The sequence below is a fragment of the Mangrovibacter yixingensis genome, assembly GCF_020523985.1.
Lineage (GTDB): Bacteria > Pseudomonadota > Gammaproteobacteria > Enterobacterales > Enterobacteriaceae > Mangrovibacter > Mangrovibacter yixingensis.
In genome coordinates, this window is sequence record NZ_JAIVKM010000001.1 from 1,331,998 (window position 1) to 1,355,543 (window position 23,546).

Sequence of the window (23,546 nt, forward strand, 5' to 3'; positions counted from 1 at the left end):
TGCCGCGGACCTCTATTCATCAGGAGTGAATTTATGCACCGTCGTACTCTGTTAAAAGCTTTTGCCTTATCCGCATCCGTTATCAGCATGGGGTTGGCGTTTAATGCTTATGCCGCTGATACCATCAAGGTCGGTATTCTGCACTCTTTATCTGGCACGATGGCGATTTCAGAAACGCCACTGAAAAATATGGCGTTGATGACTATCGACGACATCAACGCCCATGGTGGCGTATTGGGTAAAAAACTGGAGCCTGTGGTGGTTGACCCGGCGTCTAACTGGCCATTGTTTGCTGAAAAAGCCCGCCAGTTACTGACCCAGGATAAAGTGGCTGTGGTGTTTGGCTGCTGGACATCGGTGTCCCGCAAATCAGTTTTACCGGTATTTGAAGAACTGAATGGCCTGCTGTTTTACCCGGTGCAGTATGAAGGTGAAGAGATGTCTCCCAACGTCTTTTATACTGGCGCGGCACCTAACCAGCAGGCCATTCCGGCGGTTCAGTACCTGATGAGTGAAGACGGTGGTGGTGCTAAACGTTTCTTCCTGTTAGGCACTGATTACGTTTACCCGCGTACCACCAATAAAATCCTGCGTAACTACCTGCACAGCAAAGGTGTGCAGGATAAAGATATCGAAGAAGTGTACACCCCGTTTGGTTACAGCGATTACCAGACCATTGTTGCCAATATCAAAAAATTCGCAGCAGGCGGGAAAACAGCGGTCATCTCCACCATCAATGGTGATTCCAATGTGCCGTTCTATAAAGAACTGGCAAACCAGGGTGTGAAAGCGACTGATATTCCGGTTGTCGCTTTCTCCGTTGGGGAAGAAGAGTTGCGCGGTATTGATACTAAGCCGTTGGTGGGGAACCTGGCTGCCTGGAACTATTTCGAATCGCTGGATAACCCAACCAACAAAAAATTCGTCGCTGAGTGGAAGGCATACGCTAAATCCCACAACTTGCCGAATGCCGATACCGTGGTCACTAACGACCCGATGGAAGCAACCTGGGTAGGTATGCATATGTGGGCACAGGCGGTAGAAAAAGCCGGTACCACCGATGTCGATAAAGTGCGTGCGGCAATGGCTGGGCAAACCTTTAAAGCGCCGTCGGGTTACACACTGACGATGGATGCCACCAACCACCACCTGCATAAACCGGTCATGATCGGTGAAATTGAAAGTGACGGGCAGTTCAATGTGGTGTGGCAGACTGATAAAACCGTACGTGCACAACCCTGGAGTCCTTATATCCCTGGGAATGAAAACAAGCCGGATTACCCTGTTAAATCAACGGGTAAATAACGTTTTCTCCTCCCGGAAACGGGAGGAACCCTCGTCTGGAGGAAATCATGAAACCTGTGCATATCATACGCCTGCTACTGGTGCTGGCGTATTTGCTTTCGCGTGTTGTCTGGGCAACAGATGCCGACACCTTTGTTAGTGTCAACCGTTCAGCGCAAGCCAAATTACTGCAACAGTGGGCCGCCGCACCGGACAAAGCACGTTTGCCACTTCTGAAAGCACTGAAACAGGAAGTGCTGGTGGCCGATGACAATCACCATGCGTTCAGCAAACAGAACAGTAACCTGGTAGCCCTGGGCGCTGCAGCCGCCCCAGAAGGGGATGTACATCCGGTCAGGTTGACCAACCGGTTGCGTATTTTAGTCTCTGGCGCGCTGGCAACACATCAACTATTAAGTGACAACGTCACGGAAAGGTTGCAGGGTGCCAAAAATCTGGTGGATGACAGCCAGGGAACATTGATTCCACTGATTACCCGCCAGCTTGCCAGTGAAACAGACACCAAAGTGAAAGCGGCGTTACAACTGGCGCTGGCGAACCTGCAACTGGGTAGCCCGGATGCTGCGGTGCGGTTGGCGGCGGTGAGCCGCCTGGGGCAGGACAGCGACCCGGATGTCCAGGCAAGACTTCACCCAATGACAGACCCGGCCCATGAACCCGATGCCCGCGTTCGTGCTGCCGCACAGGCAAGCCTGGACAAGATTCACCACCGCTTAATGCTTGGCGACATTCTCGGCCAGGCATTTATGGGGATCTCTTTAGGATCGGTGTTATTACTGGCGGCGCTTGGGCTGGCAATTACTTATGGGTTACTGGGCGTCATCAATATGGCCCATGGCGAAATGTTGATGCTTGGCGCGTACAGTGCCTGGATGGTGCAAAACTTGCTACACAGCTTTGCCCCTGGGCTGGAAAGCCTGTACCCGGTGGTGGCGCTCCCAGTGGCTTTCTGTGTGACAGGTGGCCTCGGCATGGTATTGGAACGTACCATCATTCGCCATTTATATGGACGGCCTCTGGAAACACTGCTGGCGACCTGGGGAATCAGCCTGATGCTGATTCAAATTGTACGGATGGTGTTTGGCGCACAAAACGTAGAAGTGGCCAATCCGGGCTGGTTGTCCGGTGGTATTCAGGTGTTGCCTAACCTGATCCTGCCATGGAACCGCCTGGTGGTTATCGCGTTTGTGTTGTTAGTGCTGTTCTTTACATGGCTTGTGTTAAATAAAACCCGCCTGGGTATGAATGTGCGTGCGGTTACCCAAAACCGGGCTATGGCCGCTTGCTGTGGGGTACCCGTAGGGCGTGTTGATATGCTGGCCTTTGGGTTGGGCTCAGGTATTGCCGGGCTCGGTGGCGTGGCGCTCTCCCAATTGGGCAACGTCGGCCCTGAACTTGGCCAGGGTTACATCATTGATTCTTTCCTGGTCGTCGTGCTCGGTGGTGTGGGCCAACTGGCCGGGAGTGTCGCGGCAGCATTTGGCCTTGGGATCTTTAACAAAATACTGGAGCCACACACGGGTGCGGTATTAGGCAAAATTTTGATTCTCGCCCTGATTATTTTGTTTATTCAAAAACGGCCGCAGGGGTTGTTTGCCCTTAAAGGGAGGGTTATTGACTGATGACACAGCCAATTACACTAACGCTGTACCAGAAAGCGCCACGCGTTGCTCAGGTTGCAGGCGCTATTTTGGTGCTGGCACTGTTTATTCTCCCGTTTCTTGCCTTGCTGCCAGCGGATAACCCGTTAAGTATTTCGGTGTGGACGTTAACCCTGCTGGGGAAAATTCTTTGCTACAGCGTGATGGCGGTGGCACTGGATTTGGTTTGGGGCTATGCCGGGATGCTATCGCTGGGGCATGGTATTTTCTTTGCCCTGGGGGGGTACGGCATGGGGATGTATCTTATGCGCCAGGCTGCGGGCAGCGGGTTGCCTGATTTTATGTCTTTCTTGTCCTGGGATCATTTGCCCTGGTTTTGGCTGGGTAGCGAGCATTTTCTCTGGGCGCTGATGCTGATTATCCTGGTACCGGGCTTACTCGCCCTGGTATTTGGCTACTTTGCCTTCCGCTCGCGCATCAAAGGTGTGTACTTCTCGATTATCACCCAGGCGTTAACCTGGGCCGGAATGTTACTGTTCTTTCGTAATGAAACCGGCTTTGGCGGCAATAACGGGTTTACCGGTTTCACCACGCTGCTGGGTTTTTCTGTTACCGCCACCAGCACCCGTGTGGGGTTGTTTATCGCTTCACTTATCCTGCTGCTCGCAAGCCTGGGCGCAGGGTTGTGGTTGGCGCGCAGTAAGTATGGCCGGGTGTTGACAGCGGTGCGTGATGCCGAAAATCGCCTGATGTTTTGCGGCTATGACCCTCTGGGCTTCAAATTATTAGTCTGGACACTTTCTGCTGTGTTGTGTGGCCTTGCCGGGGCGTTGTATGTGCCACAAGTCGGGATTATCAACCCCAGCGAAATGTCGCCGACAAATTCGATTGAAGCCGCTATCTGGGTAGCGCTTGGTGGCCGTGGAACATTGATTGGCCCGGTTATTGGCGCGTTTTTGGTGAACGGAGCAAAAAGTATTTTTACTGTGGTGTTGCCAGAATACTGGCAAATTTGCCTCGGGCTGGTTTTTATCCTGGTGACCCTGTTCTTACCACGTGGTGTTGTGGGCTTACTGCGCAAAGGAGATAAGTAATGGCGATGCAGGATACGCTTTTCACCCGGCAGTTACCCGCAGATCAGTTCCGTGAGCAGACAGACCCGGTTCTGCAACTGGAGAATATCAATGTTAATTTTGATGGCTTCCAGGCGCTGACAAATCTGTCCATGCGTATTGGTGTGGGGGAGCTACGCTGCGTGATTGGCCCTAATGGGGCGGGTAAAACAACCTTAATGGATGTTATTACCGGGAAAACACGCCCTCAAAGCGGCACGGCTGTTTATGATCAGTCAGTCGATTTACTCAAACTCAATTCAATTGAAGTGGCCCGTAAAGGCATAGGGCGTAAATTCCAGAAACCCACAGTTTTTGAAGCCCTTAGCGTGTTCGAAAACCTGGAAATAGCACAGAAAACACATAAAGGCGTCTGGGCCACACTCAGGGCGCGGCTCAATAGCGAACAACGTGACCGTATCGACAGTGTGCTGGCGTTATTACATTTATCGCAAGAACGCCATCGTGCCGCAGGTGCGCTGTCTCATGGGCAAAAGCAATTTCTGGAAATAGGGATGTTGCTGGTGCAAGAGCCGCACTTATTACTGCTTGATGAGCCTGCAGCGGGCATGACAGATGCTGAAACTGAATATACCGCAGAATTATTTCGCGGGCTTGCCGGCCAGCATTCATTAATGGTGGTTGAGCATGATATGGGCTTTGTTGAAACCATTGCGGATTCCGTAACCGTGTTGCATCACGGGCAAGTTCTTGCCGAAGGTTCACTGGCTGAAGTTCAGGCTAACGAGCAAGTGATTGATGTTTATCTTGGCCGTTAAGGGGGCATTATGCTGGATGTAAGTAACCTGCAACAGTATTACGGTGGCAGCCATATTTTACGCGGTGTGACATTCAATGCCCGCCCCGGAGAGGTGACCTGCCTGCTGGGGCGTAACGGGGTTGGGAAAAGCACTTTGCTCAAATGCCTTATGGGGTTAATTCCGGCCAAATCAGGGCAGGTTACCTGGAACGGGGCGGATATCACTCACCGTAAACCGTATCAGCGTGTCAACGCCGGGGTAGCTTATGTGCCCCAGGGGCGTGAAATTTTCCCGCGCCTTACTGTTGAAGAAAACTTGTTGATGGGGTTGTCCCGGTTTCCGGCAAGGCAGGCAGGACAAGTCCCGGAAGAGATCTATCAGTTATTCCCTGTACTGAAAGAGATGAAACAGCGCCGTGGCGGTGACCTGTCTGGTGGCCAGCAACAACAGCTGGCTATTGGGCGCGCACTGGCCTGTAAACCGGGGTTGTTAATTCTGGATGAACCGACAGAAGGTATTCAGCCTTCTGTTATCAAGGAAATCGGCCAGGTTATCCGTACCCTGGCCGCAAGGGGGGATATGGCTATTTTACTGGTCGAGCAGTTCTACGATTTTGCCGCAGAGCTAGCCGACCAGTATCTGGTGATGTCACGCGGAACCATTATCCAACAGGGTTCAGGCGCACAAATGGAAGCAGACGGTGTGCGCGGGCTGGTGGCAATATAACCCGCGTTATTGACTGGTTTGGTGTGCAGCACGTGGCGTGTTGCGCACCTCCATCCCGAGTAACATTAACCACCAGGCGGCGCAAATCGCGACAATAAAGGCACAAAACAGAACTGGCGCTGGAAACCAGGTCAGCATATAACCAGTGACCAGTGGGTTAGCTGCAGCACCCAGGTTGCCAATGTTTTGTGCCGAGAAGTAACTGGCTTTCATGCCCGGCGGTGCAATGTGATCAATCAGCATATATTCACCCGGTACATAAATCAGTTCCCCAAAAGTAAAAATAACCGATGCTAAACCCCAGATAACCAGGTTATTTCCCGCGTATAGAAAACCCAGTAAGCCGATGCTGAAGCAGACAGAGCCAATAAACATCCACCCTTTTAACCGCGAAGGGCGTAACTGTTTCCCTACCCAGTATTGAAAGCTGACTACCACCAGTGCATTAATGGGTAACACCACACTGACCACTTTTTCGGCCAGCGCATTATCGGCAACAACCAACACATACTGCGATAAAAACGAGACAAACGAACCACACACCAACGAACTGAGAAAGCCCGACAGTGTGAAATAGCCCAGTGCTTTATCGTGTAACAAAACAGCGAGTGACCAGGGGGCCTGGGGTTTTTCATCCGTACCCGCTATTTGATTGCTGGCCTGGCACGCAGGTGGCTGGGCAGGCACTCGTAAGCCAATCAATATAAATGGCAGAGTAGCGCTGAGCGCTGCGAGCCAGAAGGGCAAATGCACACTGTAGAGCATGACCATCGTGCCGAGCGGTGGGCCAATGGTCCAGCCAATATTAATAAAGGTGTAATTGAGCGAAAAAATACCAGGGCGTTTCCCCGGGGGCAGTGTGTCGGAAAAATAACCTTTAAGAACCGATGCAAATACCGAGTATGAACAGTTAATAGCCGCATAAAATGCCACAGTCATCCACGGCGAATGGCTAAGAGGAATACCAATAAACCCGGCAATAAAGCAGCCAGTGGCAATCAGCATATACCGTTTTTTATCGAACCGGTCTGCCAGCATGCCAAAGGTCAGGCTGAATATCACACCAATGACCAGGGCAAACGTCATTGCCAGCCCCACCTTATCGACACTCATAGCATACTGGCGATTCAGGTAAATAGTCATAAAAGGCAGTGTCATACCACGGCCTAAAGTGATGCATAAAGAAGCCAGTAGCAGTATAAGCACTGGCTTGTCTGGTAAACGTTTTTTCTTATGAATCATGGGGAAGTGATGCACAGCGTAAATAAAATTATATTTACACAGCAATAACATGCCACGGGGCGGCTGTACAGCATCATAAGCTGAGAGTATGTGCTTTTTGTGCGGGCAAAAATCTGGGTATCGCCATTTTGTTAAATATCTATTAACCTGGTGTATCAGTAACGCAATGAAAAAAATAGGAACGAAGGTTAACAGGGTATGACAAAAAAAGATGGATTTCTGGCGTTGATGGTAGTGGTTGTCTGGGGGTTAAATTTTGTGGTTATCAAAGTGGGATTGCATGATATGCCCCCCTTGTTACTTGCCGGGTTGCGCTTCCTGTTTGTTGCGTTTCCGGCGTTGCTCTTTGTCCGGCGGCCTAAAATACCATTTCGCCTGCTTGTCGGCTATGGCCTGACTATCAGCTTTGGGCAGTTCGCTTTTTTATTTACCGCGATTAAATTTGGTATGCCCGCGGGGCTGGCTTCTCTGGTTCTTCAGGCGCAAGCATTCTTTACCATTTTGCTGGGTGCCATTTTTTTCAACGAGCGTTTAACGGTTAAACAACTGGCAGGTATTACGCTTGCGGTGCTGGGGATATTGGTACTGATTGAAGGCAGCCTGACAGGCGAAAACATTGCACTCAGTGGTTTTATGCTAACGCTGGCTGCGGCATTCAGTTGGGGATGTGGGAATATCTTTAATAAAAAAATCATGCAGCTGTCACAACCGCCTGCCATTATGTCTCTCGTTGTTTGGAGTGCGCTTATCCCGGTGCTGCCATTTCTCCTGGGGAGCCTGGTGTTCGACGGCCCGGCAGTTATTGTATCCAGTGTTCAGCATATTGATTTAACGACAATACTTTCACTGGCATATCTGGCCTTTCTTGCCACTATTGTGGGCTATGGTATTTGGGGCAGCCTGCTCGGGCGTTATGAAACCTGGCGTATTGCTCCGTTATCATTGCTGGTGCCGGTATTCGGTATGGCAAGTGCAGCGCTGTTACTGGGTGAACACCTGAACCTGTACCAGCTTGCTGGCGCAGTACTGATTATGCTGGGGTTGTATATCAATGTGTTTGGATTACGGTTACCGCAGGGTATTCGCCGGGCGCGTTCTTCATCACTGTAAAAAGCGTTACAGGTAAAGGTTGCCAACCGATGTCCACTTGCGGGCATCGGTGTATCAACACTTAGCGGTTTGCGTTGTTATGGTAGAAAGCTACCCCCAGATTTTCGTTACGCTCCTGGGCTGCATCGGGTTTTGCGCTGTTGAGGCTTGTGTTACTGGCTGAAGGCATCAGCATTGCACCATGCCCAGTTTGCCGGGGAATAAATTCGCTGGGATGTTCTGCCATAACACTGCCCGCGACTAAAACCAATAGTAGCGCAGCACCTTGTGCTAAATGTTTCATTTGTCCTTCTTACACCTTTACCGGTGGAATTAAAAAGCGACCAGCAGACACAAGGTCTGTGGCCGATTTGAGGTCATTGACTTTACGGTATTACTTGCCTGCACTTAGTTCATGCAGTAATGCTGCCCGTCATGGTTCAGAGGGAATAAAAACTTTCCCTGGGTGGGGGCATTATTCGCAACACGGTACTTGTGCGGCGGAATTGAGAAATAATTCTTAAAGGTTCGCGTCAATGTTTGTTGAGACTCAAAACCATAGCGTTCAGCAAGATAAAGAATTGGCTCATCGCTTTCTTTCAACTTCTGTGCGATTTCCGTCAATTTGCGATTGCGGATATATTGGCCCAGTGAGTGTCCTGTCTCTTTTTTGAACATCCGTTGCAGGTGCCATTTCGAATAGCCGGAGCGCTGGGAAACTTTCTCCAGTGACAGCGGGGATTCCAGGTTATCCTCAATCCAGTCTAAAATGCTGTGTACGGTAATCGCATCATTATTTCGTCTGGACATAGCTTCACCTCATCTGTTTAGAGCAGAATTTTTTTCAGCAAACATTCAAGTTGTGCAATTTCTTCTGCCGTCAGGTTTCTTGTTAATTCTTCATGCAGGTCGTGCCCCACTAAACGGTGGCAGTACTGGCATAACTCACGGCCTTCTTCTGTGAGTTCGACGATGACACACCGTTTGTCGTCAGGGTTTGGTCGACGTGATACCCAACCTTTACATGCCAGGCGATCCAGCATGCGGGTAAGGGCACCCATATCAACCGAGAGTGTCTTACTTAAGTCTCCTGGCGTAATCGCCACCTCACAGAAGATGCTGCACAACACTTTAAATTGCGGTGCAGTCACATCCTGCGGAGAGAGATATTCAGTTAACAGACGGTCTTTCTTTTGATTCACCAGGTGGATCAGACGGCCCAGCGGGATGATTTCATTGAACAGATCGCATGTCGTTTTCACAATTCATTGCCCAGGCAAATAGATTAATCACGCGAGATACTATTGCCCAGGCAAGGATAAGTCAATCGTATGGCGATCTGGATCACACAAAGTGCTAAAACACTTAGTCTGATAAAAATATACATGAGTAACAATCATGGGCGAATGCTGTTATTACGCGCTTAGGTGAGCTAGCATTTATCTCTGATTTGATTGGATTAATCGTAAAGCAGCAGAAGGATAAGGGAATACAGAATGCTCGAACTCGTTAAAGCAGTCGGTATTGGGTTGGTCGTGTTATTGCCTTTAGCAAACCCGCTCACTACGGTGGCACTGTTCCTTGGGCTGAGTGGGAATATGAATACCCAGGAGCGCCATCGCCAGTCACGCCAGGCATCTATTAATGTATTCATCATTATGATGGTAGCCTGGTATGCTGGCCAGGTGGTGATGAATACGTTCGGTATTTCGATTCCTGGATTACGTATTGCCGGTGGATTAATTGTGGCGTTTATCGGATTTCGTATGCTGTTTCCGAAAGAGAAACCTCACGAAATTCCGGAGGCTAAATCCAAATCGGAGGAGTTAGCACGCGACTCTGGGGCAAATATTGCTTTTGTGCCGCTGGCCATGCCTTCTACTGCGGGCCCCGGGACAATCGCCATGATAATCAGCACCGCGTCTACCGTTCACCACACCACGGAATTTCCCTACTGGGTGCTGGTGGTAGGGCCTCCGGTAACCTTTTTGTGTGTCAGCCTGATCCTTTGGGGCTGCTTGCGCGGCTCGGGGGCGGTGATGCGTATTGTGGGTAAAGGGGGAATAGATGCGATTTCCCGTGTGATGGGCTTTCTGTTGGTGTGTATGGGCGTGCAGTTTGTCATTAATGGCGTGCTGGATATTATTCAGCATTACCCTGGACATGCATGACTGACTGGAAACAGAGCGTTTTATTGATTTTCGGCTGCTAACTAAAAAGAAGGAAAAACCACGCTTTTTCCTTCTTTTTCATCACTATGAAACGCCCTGGTCAGAAACAGGGCGTTTTTACTTTCAGCGTTAGGTTACCAGAGCATTAATGGCTCGGCTGGTGCTCCAGGCTTTGCGGCCAGCGGCGGAAAATCACCACGGACCAGACCAATGCGGCAATCGCAGGCAGTGCGCCCAGGTAGCCAATTGCTGACATAGAAAAATGCAGGCTTATTTGGTTACCCAGCAGCGCTCCGGCACCAATCCCAATATTGAAAATTCCTGAAAACAGCGACATTGCTACATCAGTCGCATCAGGTGCCAGCGCCAGAACTTTTACCTGCATACCCAGCCCGATAACCATAAAAGCAATGCCCCAGAACAGGCTCAGGATAATCAGCCCGTTTGATGAAACGGATGCAGGCATGAGCAACGCAAGGCAGCACACCAGAACCCCGATGGCACAGCTGACCAAGCTTGAAGCATGCATATTGCCAAGCTTACTGAAAATGATACTGCCAATAATACCGGCCCCACCGAGAATCAATAACAATACAGTGGCGAAATTGGCGCTAAATCCCGCAATGGTCTGCACAAAAGGCTCAATATAGCTATAAGCGGTGTAGTGCGCGGTAACGACAACCACTGTCAAAATATAAATGCTCACCAGTGCCGGGCGGCGGAACAGAATCGGCAGGCTTTTCAGTGAGCCGGAATGTTCACTTGGCATACGCGGTAACAGTTTAAGCAAGCACACCAAAGTAATGAGCGCACCAACACCAATGGCAAAAAAGGTAGTGCGCCAACTGAAATACTGCCCAATCACACGGCCAAGAGGCAACCCGAGAACCATTGCTAATGCGGTTCCGGTAGCCAGAAAACTGAGCGCCTGCGCGCGTTTGCCAGCGGGGGCAAGGCGAATAGCCAGAGATGCAGTAATCGACCAGAAGATAGCGTGGGCAAAGGCGACACCAATACGGCTAATTACCAGAACCGTAAAGTTCCATGCCAGGAATGACAGCGCATGGCTGGCAATAAACAGTAAAAAGATACCAATCAGTAGCTTTTTACGTTCCATCTGGCTGGTTAACAGCATGAAAGGCAACGACATCAGCCCAACCACCCAGGCATAAATTGTCAGCATTATCCCCACCTGAGCGGTGCTCATATTGAAGCTTTCGGCAATGTCCGATAACAGCCCAACAGGGACAAATTCGGTGGTATTAAAGATGAATGCAGCGATAGCGAGGGTCAGAACCCGGAGCCATGCAACATGTCGGGAAACAGTCGTGGATGTGTTCATTTTTTGAGTCTGCGCAGGTGGTCCCATCGGTGGATGGCGCGATCATAAAACCAACAATGCAAGCGCACAAGATGAATTGTGAGCTATATCTCTTTTTTACATTTCAGTACAAGTGAATTCTCACAAAATGGTGTGGCCGGGGTTGTTATTTCCCCGGCAACCTGGACCGCTACTGTGGCAGGCGGGCAATATTTTGCTGAATAATGCGGGCGGCGTCGTCAAACTTAGCCTGTTCGTCTGCAGCCAGTTGCAGCTCAATAATTTGCTGTACGCCACTTTGTGCCAGTACAGCCGGAACCCCTATGGCGATACCTGTTTTCCCATATTCACCATCCAGCACACAAGAAATAGCCAGTGCCCGGTGGCTGCCGGTAAAAATGTTACGGCAAATCTCAGTAATGGTGCCGGCAATGCCAAATTCGGTACAACCTTTACCTGCGTAAATTTCAAAACCCAGCTTACGCACTTTTTCGGCGATAGCGTCTGTGTCCAGCTCTGTGCCAGTACGTCGTTTCCAGACATCGCTAACCGGTGAGCCGTACACAGAAGAGTGTGACCAGACAGGAAACTGTGCGTCGCCATGCTCACCTAATATAAAAGCATCAATGCTCTGCGGGCCAATATCCAGCGCCTGAGCGAGCGTTCGACGCAACCGGGTGGTATCCAGCCATACTCCAGTACCAATAACCTGGTTACGGGGCAAACCGGATAATTGCCACACCTGCCAGGTAATGATGTCGCAGGGGTTTGTGGCAATAAGGAAAATGCCGTTAAAACCGTTAGCCATCATGTCTGGCACTATTTTGTTCATGATTCGCGCAGTGTTGGTCAGTTCATCAAGCCGGGTTTGCCCAGGTTTCAGTGGGCCACCAGAAACCGTTATTACGGCGATATCCACGTCGGCGCAATCACTGGCATCACGTTGGGTAATGGTCATCATACCTGGCATATAAGCCGCTGCGTCAGACAGGTCCTGACAATGGGCTTCTGCTCGGGTTTTATTCAGGTCAACCAGAACCAGTTCTTCGCAAATGTTTTGGTTGAGTAAGGCCCAGGCTGCGGCTGTGCCAACATTACCTGCACCAATAATCATTACCTTACGGGGTTTGGTATTCATGTGAGTTCCGCACAATTTAAACAAGCAGGGCTACGTTACACCGTAGCGGGCATGGCTAAAAATTATATTTGCTTATCATGGGTATTACAGCAAATTAATCAATGCGCGCAGTTGCGGTGTCAGGCTGTCTTTACGCCAAATTAAGGCCGTTTCACGCCATCGCCAGGCTTCGCTAACAGGCCAGATATTCACCTGATGCGCACCAGGCATAATTGCCAGCATCGCACGAGGAATCATTGCCAGGCCTGCACCGGCAATAACACAGGCAAGAATGCCATGCCATGATTCCATCTCATAGATATGTCCGGGGCGGGCGTTATCTGCCTGAAACCAGGCTTCAAAATGATGGCGATAGGAACAGTTAGCTTTGAAGGCATACAAATTGGCGCCATCTACTTCTTTGGCTCGGTGTACTGGGGAGTGGCTGCCCGGTGCAATGATAACCATCTCTTCATTACACAATGAGCGGTACTCCAGCGCCGGGTTTTTAAAAGGGACATCGGTAAATGCTGCCGCAAGGCGGCCACTGAGCACGGACTCTATCATATCGCCAGAAGGCCCCGTGGTAAGCGTTAGCTGCACTGAGGGGTAACGTTGATTAAAGCGCGCCAGAAGATCTGGAATACGGATGGCAGCGGTACTTTCCAGTGAACCGAGAGGCAACAACCCCGATGGCACATCGCCAGTGACTGAAAAGCGCGCTTCATTTGCCAGTGCTAACAGGCGTTTACTGTACTGGTAAAAGTTTTGCCCCGCCGGGGAGACACGTAAGCGCTGGTTCTCACGAATAAACAAATTAACCCCCAGTTCCTCTTCCAACTGGCGAATACGGGTGGTCAGGTTGGACGGCACCCGGTGTACCTGGCGGGCCGCCTCACTGATGCTGCCAGTTTCGACCACACTGACAAACATACTGAGTTGAGTAAAATCCATAGCCTTTCTCAAAACGTGAATGGTTTCTTTATTATTATTCAGTTTTCATAATCATTGGGCAAGGCTATTGTGGCCGGGTAGCAAACTAAGGAGCATCTGATGACCACAACGAATACCCAAACCTCGGCGACTAATCCTGCGACAGGTGAGATTCTTTCATCCCGGCCTTATGCAAGCCAGGCAGATATAGAACAGGCTATTAGCCAGGCCGCCAGTGCCAGTAAAATTTGGGCTGATACCCCGTTGGCACAACGTGCCGCCGCTATCATTCGCCTTGCTTCAGTACTGGAAAACCAGGCACAGACACTGGCCCAGACTATTACCCGTGAAATGGGTAAACCGATTCGCCAGGCGCGGGCGGAAGTGGCTAAGTGTATTAACCTGTGCCACTGGTATGCAGAGCATGGCCCGCTGATGCTGGCGAACCAACCAACACAGGTGCCAGGTCAGCAGGCTGAAATCGCTTTTCGCCCACTGGGCGTTATTCTTGCGGTGATGCCGTGGAACTTCCCACTGTGGCAAGTATTGCGTGGTGCAGTGCCGATGCTGCTTACCGGAAACACCTACTTGCTGAAACATGCACCCAATGTTCCGGCCAGCGCCGGGTTACTGGTTCAGGCGTTTCTTGATGCGGATTTCCCTATTGGGGCATTTGCAGAAATCAATGCCAGTAATGAAGGGGTAAGCTCGTTGATTGCAGACCCACGCGTTGCTGCAGTTGCTTTAACAGGAAGCGCCCGTGCCGGGGAAGCCATTGGCTCACAGGCAGGTAAGGCACTGAAAAAATGTGTGCTTGAGCTTGGCGGTTCTGACCCATTTATTGTTTTAAACAGTGCAGACCTGGATGATGCGGTTAACGCAGGGGTTGCCGGGCGTTTTCAAAATACCGGGCAGGTATGTGCTGCAGCGAAACGGTTTATTGTTGAAGAAGGTATTGCTGATGCCTTTATTGAAAAATTTGTTGCTGCCACCAGCAAACTGGTAGTGGGCAACCCGAAGGATGAACAAACTGATATCGGCCCGATGGCGCGTTTTGATTTGCGGGACGAACTGCATCGCCAGGTGGCAGAGACTATTCAGCAGGGGGCAACCTGCATACTGGGTGGCGAAAAACTGCCAGGCGAAGGGAATTTCTATGCGCCAACCATACTCACTGGCGTGACGCCAGCGATGACGGCTTTTCAGGAAGAGATGTTTGGACCAGTGGCCGCTATTACTATCGCCCGTGATGCTGAACATGCGCTAGAGTTGGCAAACCTGAGCCAGTACGGGCTTTCGGCAACAATCTATGGTGAAGAGCGCCTGGCGTTGCAGTTAGCTGAAAAACTGGAGTGTGGCGGCGTATTTATTAATGGTTATAGCGCCAGTGATCCACGCGTTCCTTTTGGTGGTGTCAAGCGCAGTGGTTTTGGCCGCGAGCTGTCACATTTTGGGCTTTATGAGTTCTGCAATATCCAGACCGTGTGGAAAAACCGCCACTAATGCTACCTCTCTGTGTTTATTACACCTTAAGCAAAATGCCGGAAGTTCCCACCTTGCTTCCGGCAATATGGGTTGTGTACAACTTCCGTAATTCATTCAGTGGCCTGTTTGTTATCTACTGATTTTAAACATTTATTTTTATGATGTAAGTTGCTGGCTACCGGGTGGTACTGTGCCACCGGCCTGCGCTGTATTGTCACTAAAACGTCATCTTCCACCGATACACTCACTGCATACTTCGCCTTTTATTCCATTTTTCTTAAGCTAAATCATGAAGATAAAACTAATAACGGCATTACTGCCACAGCGATTTCATTTCCGGGGTATGGGTTTGCTCAGCGGGATTGTGTGTGTTATTGGGCTGTTTTTGCTGGTTCAGGTGATATCTACCACCGGGCTTGGGTTGCTGTTAAACCAGGTCCGTGCTCAGGTTACTCGGCAAGGTGTTGAACAAAATGCACAGCGTCAGATGGATGAAGCCCGTATTGGGTTATTGACGGCCAGTGATTTGGTAAACCGCGCGGGTATTTGGTTTATGCAGGATAAAGAAACAGGCTCGGTGGGAAGCTGGAACAGCCTGGCGGATGATGCCGCGTCAGCGTTAAACACCAGCCAACAGGCCTTCGAGCGGTTTCGCCATCAGGCGCCGCCTACGGCGCAAAATAAAGCGGTCATCCAAAGTTACCTGCAATTTTATGCCGGGTTGAAAGAGCAGGTTGACAGCCTGCGGGAAACACAATCAATAGACAGTTTCTTCGCCGTGCCCGTACAGGCATTTCAGGCGCAATTCAACCAGGATTTTGCCCAATATAAAACAGAGAGTGACCGCCTGCGCCAACAAGGCGACAACATGCTACTTGCCGGTCTGAACCAAATGCAGACACGTTCGCTCAGTGCGCTACTGGTCGTACTGGTGGTGGCGATTTTTACCGGTGCCGGGTTGTTATTCTGGGTTATTCGCCCATTAAATCGTTTGTTACAGCACCTTGACCAGCTGGCTGATGGCGATTTATCTGTGCTGCCAGCCACACCTGTACGCGTTAACCGGGAAGTTTATGAACTGTGGCAGCGTTTGATGGCAATGCAGCAGGGCTTGAGGCAAGTGGTTAATGCAGTACACAGCGCAACGGATAATATGGCTGGGCAGATTGCGGCCATGAATGATGAAAACCAGGTGTTATCTGCGCAAGCGACAGAACAAAGCCATATGCTCACCAAAGTTACCGACGGTATACGCCAGTTATCGGGCAGCGTGGATGAAAATACCCGTTTTGCGGGTATAGCGAACCAGCGAGCCGATGAAGCCCGTGATATTGCTCGTGGCGGTGACGCGATGATGCTGGCTGTTAACAACTCTATGCAGGCAATTGAAGGCAGGTCTGATGAAATGCGTGGCATTGTCGCAATGATTGAAACCGTAGCCTTCCAGACGAATATTTTGGCACTGAATGCAGCTATTGAAGCCGCTCACGCAGGCAACCATGGGCGAGGCTTTGCTGTGGTGGCGAAAGAAGTGGGTATCCTGGCGCGCAAAAGTGCACACTCTACACAAACTATTCAGCAATTGATCAATCACTCTCTTGAAGGTATTTCTCAAGGCGCTGGCGCTGTTGCCCGGCTTGAGCAAAACCTTGCATCAGTCACACAATTGGTTACTGCGATGACCGTTCTGCTCAATGATATTGCTGCCGCATCCCTACATCAGGGAGAGAACATACAGATGGTCACTGGCCAGATAATTGCTCTGGATGACGTAGCCAGCCGTACAGCCAGCCTTGTGCAACAAAGCCAGCTTGGCGTGCGGCGGCTCTATGAAGGGCAACAGCAACTGACTACTGCGGTGGCGCGTTTTCGTTTAGCCTGACGAGGTGTATACTTCCCGCCACTTTTTGTTTGCTGGGGTGACGGGCGTGGCGCAACAATTGGATAATCAGTTACTGGAACAGATACTGGAGGCAGCCAGGCCCTTAATTGGCAAAGGGAAGGTTGCCAGTTATATTCCCGCACTGGCGGAAGTGTCGGGGAATAAACTGGGGATTGCCATCACTACCGTAAAAGGGGAGCGTTTCCAGGCCGGTGATGCCAATGAGCGCTTTTCTATTCAGTCGATTTCCAAAGTGCTTAGCCTTGTGCTGGCAATGACGCGTTACGATGAAGACGAAATTTGGTCCCGTGTGGGCAAAGATCCATCCGGCCAGCCGTTTAACTCGCTGGTTCAGCTAGAACTCGAACAGGGCAAACCCCGAAATCCATTTATTAATGCTGGCGCGCTGGTGGTATGCGATATGCTGCAAACGCGCCTGAGTTCACCCCGCCAACGCATGCTGGAAGTTGTTCGGCTGCTTTCTGGGGTACCTTCAATCACCTATGATGAACGTGTTGCACGTTCTGAGTTCGAACACTCTGCACGTAATGCCGCCATTGCCTGGCTTATGAAATCATTCGGTAATTTCCATAATGATGTCGCCACGGTGCTGCAAAACTATTTTCATTACTGCGCCCTTAAAATGAGCTGTGTGGAACTGGCTGACACCTTTATGTTCCTTGCCTGCCAGGGGTGCACATCCGCCTGGCCTTATCCGGTACTGACACCGCAACAAACTCGTCAGGTGAATGCGCTTATGGCAACGAGCGGCATGTACCAGAGTTCTGGTGAATTTGCCTGGCGTGTTGGTATTCCGGGTAAATCAGGCGTTGGTGGCGGCATTATTGCGGTTGTGCCCCACGAGATGTCAATTGCAGTTTGGAGCCCGGAGCTGGATGATTTTGGTAATTCACTGGCGGGTGCCGCGGTGCTGGAAAACCTGATTGCGGCACTGGGCCGTTCTGTTTATTAAAAAATATGGCATAAACCAATGGAATCCATGGAGTCTCTTTTTCAGCGCCTTGGGCGTTCACGTTTTCGCAGCCGTTTCCGGTTAGGGGGGAAAGAACGTGAGTATTGTCTGAAAAAAGGGCCAGAGGTGGTGTGCCAGCATGCGGCAGATTTTATTGCAAAGCGGCTGGCTCCCGCCAGTATTCCTAATGACGGAAAACAAACGCCTATGCGTGGGCATCCGGTTTTTATTGCCCAGCACGCCACAGCAACTTGCTGCCGGGGCTGCCTTGCCAAGTGGTATGGGATCCCTGAAGGCATTCCACTCACGGCTCAGCAACAGCACGATATTGTTGGCGTTATCTATTATTGGCTGCATTTACAACTGGTTCAGGAATCTGTTGTGGCAGGTGGCACGGATAAATCGCAATAATAAAAATAGTGTAACTAAAATAAATCGGATAAAACTGTTAAAATTTAGGTTATATTCGAGTTGTTCTGATTTGCATAGCGGCGGTGAAAACCGCAAAAGACGGGTTCTCAATTCGAAGTAAAATAATGGCGAAAAATCGGTTTCTTTCCAGAGAAAAACCACTTATCAGTGCGGTTTCTCTCTTTGTTATCACCACAGTATTTTACTTTTTTGGTGCCAGTTTGCGGGTGGTGGAAGCATTGTCGCTCTTCTGGCCACTCAATGCGGTGCTGGCTGCTGTCTTTATTCGTTATCCCTTTCTCAATAATCCGTTTTATTACGCATTATGTTATGCAGCAATGATAATTTATGACGGTGTGACCACCAACTGGGGAACCGCATCGTTATTAATTAACTTCTCTAATATGGTGTTTATTATCACCGTTGCGTTGTTGGTGCTGCGCGAGAAACGGCGGGCAACAGTTACGCTACCATTGCCTGTCCATGCCCTGAGCTTGTTTAATTACTGTATTTTTGGGGCAGCATTATGCGCCTTATTTGGTGCAGTAGGCTCAATGCCTGTTGACCGACATGCGTTTTACCCACTATTTGCCGACTGGTTCAGCGAACAATTTTCGACAGGGGTGCTTATACTGCCATGCCTGCTTTCTATGGTTCGCCCACAGTGGCCTAACCTGCGGCTGGATAACCTGTACCCGCTGCTTGCCGTGATTGTCTGTATGGTGGCGTCAGTGGGTATTGGTGGCGCTGGTAGCCTTGCATTTCCGTTACCGGCGTTAATTTGGTGTGCCACGCGCTATCCGCTGCCTTTCGTGTGCCTGATTACCCTGATTACCGGGATGACGGAAATTGTGTTGGTGGCTAACTCCATTATCGAAATTCATATGACATCGCCGCTTTACGTTAACCAGATGTTTTCCGCTCGCCTGGGGATTGCCACTATTGCGTTATGTCCGTTGATGGTGTCCGTCAGCGTGGAAACTATCAATGCCCTGGTTCGTAAGGCATCTCGCCGGGCTGATTATGATTATCTAACGCAAGTGCTCTCCCGCTCAGGTATTTACGAGAAACTGCGTAACGAATCCGGTTGTATGGCGCCCAGTAATCGGCAGTTAGCGGTGATGCTGCTGGATATTGATCACTTCAAAAACATCAACGATAGCTGGGGGCATGATTGTGGGGATAAAATCCTTGCAGAGTTTGCCGCGGTGGTTAACAAAGTCGTTGGAGATAAAGGTTGGTTTGCCCGCATGGGTGGGGAAGAGTTTGCAATTGTGTGCCCGGCTATGTCCAATGCTGATGCCATTATGCTGGGGCACCAGGTGCGCGAGCGGGTAGAACACCACCACTTTGCATGGAAAAACCATACTCACCACATTACGGTGAGCCTGGGGTTGTCCTGGACTGCCTGCGCCGCGAGTTCGCTAGAAACCAGCTTTAATGCGCAAATGACAGAAGCAGACCGTTACCTGTACCAGGCGAAACAACATGGGCGTAATCAACTGTGCGCACAAAATGTTCCCGTGATGAGCAGGGCGGCATCCTGATTCAATAAGCATAGTGAAATAATTATAGTGACATTGTCACTTTTTCGCCCTTGTTGCTGCCGGTTCCGCTAATTAAACGCGGTTAGTTAACGGAGCGTAGCGATGCAATCATATTCACTTTAGCGGTATTAAGGTGGTTACGTAATGCCCGTGATGCCGCTAAGTCATCGCCGCAAATCATGGCGCTAAGAATCGTCATATGTTCGTCCACAGCGACGATATTTCGTTGTTTTAAATCGCTTTCATCCCACTGATAGTGGAAATGGAAAATAACCGAAATAATCTCCAGAGACTGGTTAAAAAAGATATTGTTAGCGGCGGAAAGCAACAGGGCGTGGAAATCGCGATCCAGCTCAGCAAACATCCGGTAATTGTCACCTATTGTGCCCCGCATTGTGCGATGCCGGGCTAACAGATCTCTGGCCAGCAACCAGTTAGGCTCATCTGCAGGCAGGTTCATGAAACGTTGCAGTGAGTGAGTTTCCAGCATTTCACGTAACTCAAAGAGTTGCTCAGCCCAGGCTTTATCAAACACTTTCATACGCCAGGTACCGCGGCGCTCACTTTCTATCAGCGAATAACGGCTGAATTTAAGCAAAAACTCACGTACGACTACCGGGCTGACTCCCGCCTGTTTTGCCAATTCAACTTCGGTAAATTGATCTCCGGCACGTAATTGCCGTTGGTTAATCATGAGATAAAACGCACGCTCAAAAATGCGCTGCTGGGCTTCTGCAGGCACGCGGGCTTGTTGGTAGCCATCTTCTTCTAATGGCATACGGGCAATAATATATTGCCCTTGCTCCAGAACCAGCACCTGGCGTGATAGCAGGTGTTCCAGAATATGGCGCACGGTGGTGCGGCTGATATTAAACATATCGGCTAGCGCATTTTGCGAAGGCAAAGGCGAAGAAAGGTGGCCGCGAACAAGGCTTTCAATAAATTGGTTAATAACATTATGGCGCAGGTTTTGCGTCCGGCTCATGGGCAGTATCGTTTCAGTAGGGAAAAGGCAATTAAATACCAATTAAAAACCACTTAGTGTGACACTCATCACATTACCACACAAAGGAAGAGGGTATTTCAGGCCGAATCAGGTGAGATAAGTACCAGAAAGTGTAGCTGGTTATAACTGGTTACCATGACTCCATAGTTTGCATAATACAGGACTACATCGTGAAAACCCTTAATCGTCAAGATTTTCCCGGTAACGCTTACCCGGACCGTATCATCCAGTTTGGTGAAGGTAACTTTTTGCGTGCTTTTATTGACTGGCAAATTGACCTGCTGAACGAAAAAACTGACCTCAATGCCGGGGTAGTGATTGTACGGCCTATCGACAGCAATTTCCCGCCGTCATTAAGCACTCAGGATGGCCTGTATACCACAATTATTCGTGGTTTGAATGACCGCGGTGAAGCAGTGAGTGAATCCCGCCTGATTCGTTCTGTAAACCGTGAACTCAATGTTTACCAGGATTATGACGAATTTCTGAAACTGGCTCATAACCCGGATATTCGCTTTGTATTCTCAAATACCACCGAAGCAGGTATTGCCTGGCATGAAGGTGACAAATTTGATGATGCGCCAGCTGTCAGCTTCCCTGCTAAATTAACCCGCCTGCTGTTCGAACGCTACAGCCACTTCAATGGCGCGAAAGATAAAGGCTGGGTGCTCATTCCTTGTGAACTGATTGATTATAACGGTGAAGCCCTGCGCGAACTGGTGCTGCGCTATGCAATTGCATGGAACCTGCCATCTGCGTTCAGCCGGTGGCTGGAAGAAGCCAACACATTCTGCTCTACGCTGGTGGACCGAATTGTAACGGGTTACCCGCGTGATGAAGCGAGCGAAATTGAACAATCCCTGGGTTACCACGACAGCTTCCTGGATACCGCAGAACACTTTTATTTGTTTGTTATCCAGGGCCCGCAATGGCTTGCCAAAGAGTTACGCCTTGACCAGCTGAAACTGAATGTGCTGATTGTCGATAACATTAAACCTTATAAAGAACGTAAAGTTGCCATCCTGAATGGTGCCCATACCGCTCTGGTTCCTGTTGCATTCCAGGCTGGGCTGAATACCGTTGGCGAAGCCATGTCTGATGGCGAAATTTGCGCTTTTGTTGAAAACGCCATTCGTGAAGAGATTATTCCTGTACTGGATTTGCCGCAGGATGAGCTGGAGTCATTTGCTCGTGCAGTGGTTGGCCGCTTCCGCAACCCGTACATTAAACACCAGTTACTCTCTATTGCCCTTAACGGGATGACAAAATTCCGTACCCGTATTTTGCCGCAACTACTGGCAGGGCAGAAAGCAACAGGTAAATTGCCTGCTCGCCTGACATTCGCATTGGCTGCGCTGATTGCCTTCTACCAGGGCGAACGTAACGGAGAAGCTTACCCGCTGCAGGATGATGCTCACTGGCTCGACCGTTACCAGCAATTATGGGGCGGTGTGCGTGACAAACAAGTCACCGTGCGCCACCTGGTTGAGACCGTTCTGTCTGACAGTGAACACTGGGAACAGGACCTCACTAAGGTACCGGGCATGGTTGAGCAAGTTACGGCTAACCTGGAATCCATTTTGAAACTTGGTATGCGTTCAGCGGTAAAACCGCTGTGCTAATCGGTTAAACCTAAGATTTATGCAACCCCGGTACTGGCAGGCTTTGTACCGGGGTTTTTTATCAGACATACTATAGTTACAACATACTTATTGGTATAAGTAAAACCCTACCTGGTGACACCGCATACCGGTTCTGCAGGGTAGTAAAGAGCAGTTAAAGTTACATAATAAACTGTTTTTTAAGAAATTAATTATGCAGGCGCGGTTTCGTGAAAATATTCAATAAATCATAAATACCTATGCATTTTCTCTTGTTCCCAGTGCTTAACAGGCGAATAATTCGTTATGTTATTAAATATATAGCGAGGGGATAATGAATAAAAAATTTCGGCCACTGGCCTTATTAATTGGTTTTTGTATTGTGAGCACTTCTGCTATGGCATCGTCCGATATCAAAGTGACTTACGCCGGTTCTATGGGAAAAGTGATGGATCAAAAGCTGGGGCCTGCATTTGCAAAACAGAACCAAGTGCAATACCAGGGTCAAGGACAGGGTGCTTATGGCATGGCGCGTTTACTGGCAAGTAAAAAGGTGCAGGCAGATGTGTTTGTTTCGATTACACCCGGGCCAATGCAAATTCTTAAAGATGCCGGTTTAATTGATACTGCCGTGCCTGTGGCAAGTACCAGTATGGTTATTGCCTGGAACCCGCACAGCAAGTATGCCTCTCAATTTGCTGCCGCAAGTGGTAAGGATGACTCTTGGTTAAAAGTATTAGCTGAACCCGGTGTTAAGTTTGGCCGCACAGACCCGGACAGTGATCCGAAAGGCCAGAACATTGTATTTACCTTATTGTTGGCCGATAAATACTACCAGCAACCAGGTCTTGGGGAAAAAGTGATGGGCGGCGTGCAAAACCCGGCTCAAATCCATATGGAAGGCGGGCTATTAACCCGGCTTGAAGGCGGGCAGGTTGATGCGGCTGCTGGTTATGAGAGTGAAGTTATTTCCGCCAAACTTCCTTATGTCGCTCTACCGGATCAAATAAACCTTAGCAATCCGGATATGGCCAAAAAATGGTATGACAAAGTCAGCTTTACCATCAAAGACAGTAAAGGTCAGGACAAAGTGTTACATACTCAGCCACTGGTCTATTATGCTGCCGTTTTGAAAAATGCCCCGGATGGTGTGAAGGAAGGCGAGAAATTTGTCCAGTTTATGCAGGGCAAACAAGGCCAGTCACTGTTTAAACAGAGTGGTTATGCTGCACCTAAGGGTTCTGCATTGTATGTCCAATGATC

General features: G+C 49.7%; 22 protein-coding genes. 14 read left to right on the forward strand and 8 right to left on the reverse strand.

Annotated features, from left to right (window positions below; translation table 11 throughout):
• Positions 1 to 33: 33 nt before the first annotated feature.
• Genes urtA through urtE form a run of 5 tightly spaced genes read left to right on the forward strand, consistent with a single transcriptional unit; the run spans position 34 to position 5,505 of the window.
• On the forward strand, positions 34 to 1,305 hold the full coding sequence (urtA, locus tag LC084_RS06210; protein ID WP_226570282.1) for an urea ABC transporter substrate-binding protein: 1,272 nt from the start codon (positions 34 to 36) through the stop codon (positions 1,303 to 1,305).
• Positions 1,306 to 1,361: 56 nt separating this feature from the next.
• Positions 1,362 to 2,927, forward strand: a complete 1,566-nt coding sequence (urtB, locus tag LC084_RS06215; RefSeq protein ID WP_226571151.1) for an urea ABC transporter permease subunit UrtB — start codon at positions 1,362 to 1,364, stop codon at positions 2,925 to 2,927.
• Positions 2,927 to 4,000 carry an urea ABC transporter permease subunit UrtC gene (gene urtC, locus LC084_RS06220; RefSeq protein WP_226570284.1) on the forward strand — a complete coding sequence of 358 codons (1,074 nt, stop codon included), beginning with the start codon at positions 2,927 to 2,929 and terminating at the stop codon, positions 3,998 to 4,000. Before urtB ends, urtC begins: the two co-directional genes overlap by 1 nt.
• Positions 4,000 to 4,797, forward strand: coding sequence for an urea ABC transporter ATP-binding protein UrtD (urtD, locus tag LC084_RS06225; RefSeq protein WP_226570286.1), 798 nt, complete (start codon positions 4,000 to 4,002; stop codon positions 4,795 to 4,797). The genes urtC and urtD overlap by 1 nt, the downstream gene beginning before the upstream one ends.
• 9 nt (positions 4,798 to 4,806) lie before the next feature.
• On the forward strand, positions 4,807 to 5,505 hold the full coding sequence (urtE, locus tag LC084_RS06230) for an urea ABC transporter ATP-binding subunit UrtE (protein ID WP_226570288.1): 699 nt from the start codon (positions 4,807 to 4,809) through the stop codon (positions 5,503 to 5,505).
• 6 nt (positions 5,506 to 5,511) lie between these two features.
• On the opposite strand, the gene LC084_RS06235 is transcribed toward urtE, so the two are convergent.
• The gene (locus tag LC084_RS06235; RefSeq protein ID WP_226570289.1) at positions 5,512 to 6,747 is read right to left on the reverse strand and encodes an MFS transporter; all 1,236 of its coding nucleotides are present in this window, start codon (positions 6,745 to 6,747) and stop codon (positions 5,512 to 5,514) included.
• A 198-nt stretch (positions 6,748 to 6,945) separates the two neighbouring features.
• Between LC084_RS06235 and eamA the strand changes: the two genes are divergently transcribed.
• Entirely contained in the window at positions 6,946 to 7,857 is a 912-nt protein-coding gene (eamA, locus tag LC084_RS06240; protein WP_226570291.1) for an O-acetylserine/cysteine exporter, read from the forward strand.
• A gap of 61 nt (positions 7,858 to 7,918) precedes the next feature.
• Here eamA and marB read toward each other — a convergent pair whose 3' ends face one another.
• The 3 genes from marB to marR all read right to left on the reverse strand — a co-directional run bounded on the left by marB (position 7,919) and on the right by marR (position 9,098).
• The gene (marB, locus tag LC084_RS06245) at positions 7,919 to 8,140 is read right to left on the reverse strand and encodes a multiple antibiotic resistance regulatory protein MarB (protein ID WP_226570293.1); all 222 of its coding nucleotides are present in this window, start codon (positions 8,138 to 8,140) and stop codon (positions 7,919 to 7,921) included.
• Between the two features lie 104 nt (positions 8,141 to 8,244).
• Positions 8,245 to 8,646: an MDR efflux pump AcrAB transcriptional activator MarA gene (gene marA / locus LC084_RS06250; protein ID WP_226570295.1), complete on the reverse strand. Its 402-nt coding sequence runs from the start codon at positions 8,644 to 8,646 to the stop codon at positions 8,245 to 8,247.
• A 17-nt stretch (positions 8,647 to 8,663) separates the two neighbouring features.
• The gene (marR, locus tag LC084_RS06255) at positions 8,664 to 9,098 is read right to left on the reverse strand and encodes a multiple antibiotic resistance transcriptional regulator MarR (protein WP_226570297.1); all 435 of its coding nucleotides are present in this window, start codon (positions 9,096 to 9,098) and stop codon (positions 8,664 to 8,666) included.
• Between the two features lie 234 nt (positions 9,099 to 9,332).
• Here marR and LC084_RS06260 point away from each other — a divergent pair, with 234 nt between their 5' ends.
• A complete protein-coding gene (locus LC084_RS06260; RefSeq protein ID WP_226570299.1) occupies positions 9,333 to 10,007 on the forward strand; it encodes a MarC family NAAT transporter in 675 nt (224 codons plus the stop codon).
• A 145-nt stretch (positions 10,008 to 10,152) separates the two neighbouring features.
• On the opposite strand, the gene LC084_RS06265 is transcribed toward LC084_RS06260, so the two are convergent.
• The 3 genes from LC084_RS06265 to ptrR form a co-directional block, all read right to left on the reverse strand.
• Positions 10,153 to 11,349 carry a sugar transporter gene (locus LC084_RS06265; RefSeq protein WP_226570301.1) on the reverse strand — a complete coding sequence of 399 codons (1,197 nt, stop codon included), beginning with the start codon at positions 11,347 to 11,349 and terminating at the stop codon, positions 10,153 to 10,155.
• Positions 11,350 to 11,518: 169 nt separating this feature from the next.
• Positions 11,519 to 12,466 (reverse strand): L-lactate dehydrogenase, encoded by a 948-nt coding sequence (locus LC084_RS06270; RefSeq protein ID WP_226570302.1) that lies wholly within the window; start codon positions 12,464 to 12,466, stop codon positions 11,519 to 11,521.
• Between the two features lie 84 nt (positions 12,467 to 12,550).
• Positions 12,551 to 13,399 carry a putrescine utilization regulator PtrR gene (gene ptrR / locus LC084_RS06275; protein WP_226570304.1) on the reverse strand — a complete coding sequence of 283 codons (849 nt, stop codon included), beginning with the start codon at positions 13,397 to 13,399 and terminating at the stop codon, positions 12,551 to 12,553.
• A 99-nt stretch (positions 13,400 to 13,498) separates the two neighbouring features.
• Between ptrR and LC084_RS06280 the strand changes: the two genes are divergently transcribed.
• From LC084_RS06280 to LC084_RS06300, 5 genes are all read left to right on the forward strand, one after another.
• Positions 13,499 to 14,881 carry an aldehyde dehydrogenase family protein gene (locus LC084_RS06280; RefSeq protein ID WP_226570306.1) on the forward strand — a complete coding sequence of 461 codons (1,383 nt, stop codon included), beginning with the start codon at positions 13,499 to 13,501 and terminating at the stop codon, positions 14,879 to 14,881.
• 271 nt (positions 14,882 to 15,152) lie between these two features.
• Positions 15,153 to 16,745 (forward strand): methyl-accepting chemotaxis protein, encoded by a 1,593-nt coding sequence (locus LC084_RS06285; RefSeq protein WP_226570308.1) that lies wholly within the window; start codon positions 15,153 to 15,155, stop codon positions 16,743 to 16,745.
• Positions 16,746 to 16,791: 46 nt separating this feature from the next.
• Positions 16,792 to 17,718 carry a glutaminase B gene (glsB, locus tag LC084_RS06290; RefSeq protein ID WP_226570310.1) on the forward strand — a complete coding sequence of 309 codons (927 nt, stop codon included), beginning with the start codon at positions 16,792 to 16,794 and terminating at the stop codon, positions 17,716 to 17,718.
• A gap of 18 nt (positions 17,719 to 17,736) precedes the next feature.
• The gene (locus LC084_RS06295) at positions 17,737 to 18,129 is read left to right on the forward strand and encodes a DUF4186 domain-containing protein (protein WP_226570312.1); all 393 of its coding nucleotides are present in this window, start codon (positions 17,737 to 17,739) and stop codon (positions 18,127 to 18,129) included.
• A 125-nt stretch (positions 18,130 to 18,254) separates the two neighbouring features.
• A complete protein-coding gene (locus LC084_RS06300) occupies positions 18,255 to 19,676 on the forward strand; it encodes a sensor domain-containing diguanylate cyclase (RefSeq protein WP_226570314.1) in 1,422 nt (473 codons plus the stop codon).
• 82 nt (positions 19,677 to 19,758) lie between these two features.
• Here the strand turns inward: LC084_RS06300 and LC084_RS06305 are convergent, their stop codons facing one another.
• Positions 19,759 to 20,661 (reverse strand): GntR family transcriptional regulator, encoded by a 903-nt coding sequence (locus LC084_RS06305; RefSeq protein ID WP_226570316.1) that lies wholly within the window; start codon positions 20,659 to 20,661, stop codon positions 19,759 to 19,761.
• 191 nt (positions 20,662 to 20,852) lie between these two features.
• Here LC084_RS06305 and LC084_RS06310 point away from each other — a divergent pair, with 191 nt between their 5' ends.
• Together LC084_RS06310 and LC084_RS06315 are read left to right on the forward strand one after the other, a co-directional pair.
• On the forward strand, positions 20,853 to 22,304 hold the full coding sequence (locus LC084_RS06310) for a tagaturonate reductase (RefSeq protein WP_226570317.1): 1,452 nt from the start codon (positions 20,853 to 20,855) through the stop codon (positions 22,302 to 22,304).
• Positions 22,305 to 22,680: 376 nt separating this feature from the next.
• The gene (locus LC084_RS06315; protein WP_226571152.1) at positions 22,681 to 23,544 is read left to right on the forward strand and encodes an extracellular solute-binding protein; all 864 of its coding nucleotides are present in this window, start codon (positions 22,681 to 22,683) and stop codon (positions 23,542 to 23,544) included.
• The last annotated feature ends 2 nt before the right edge of the window (positions 23,545 to 23,546 follow it).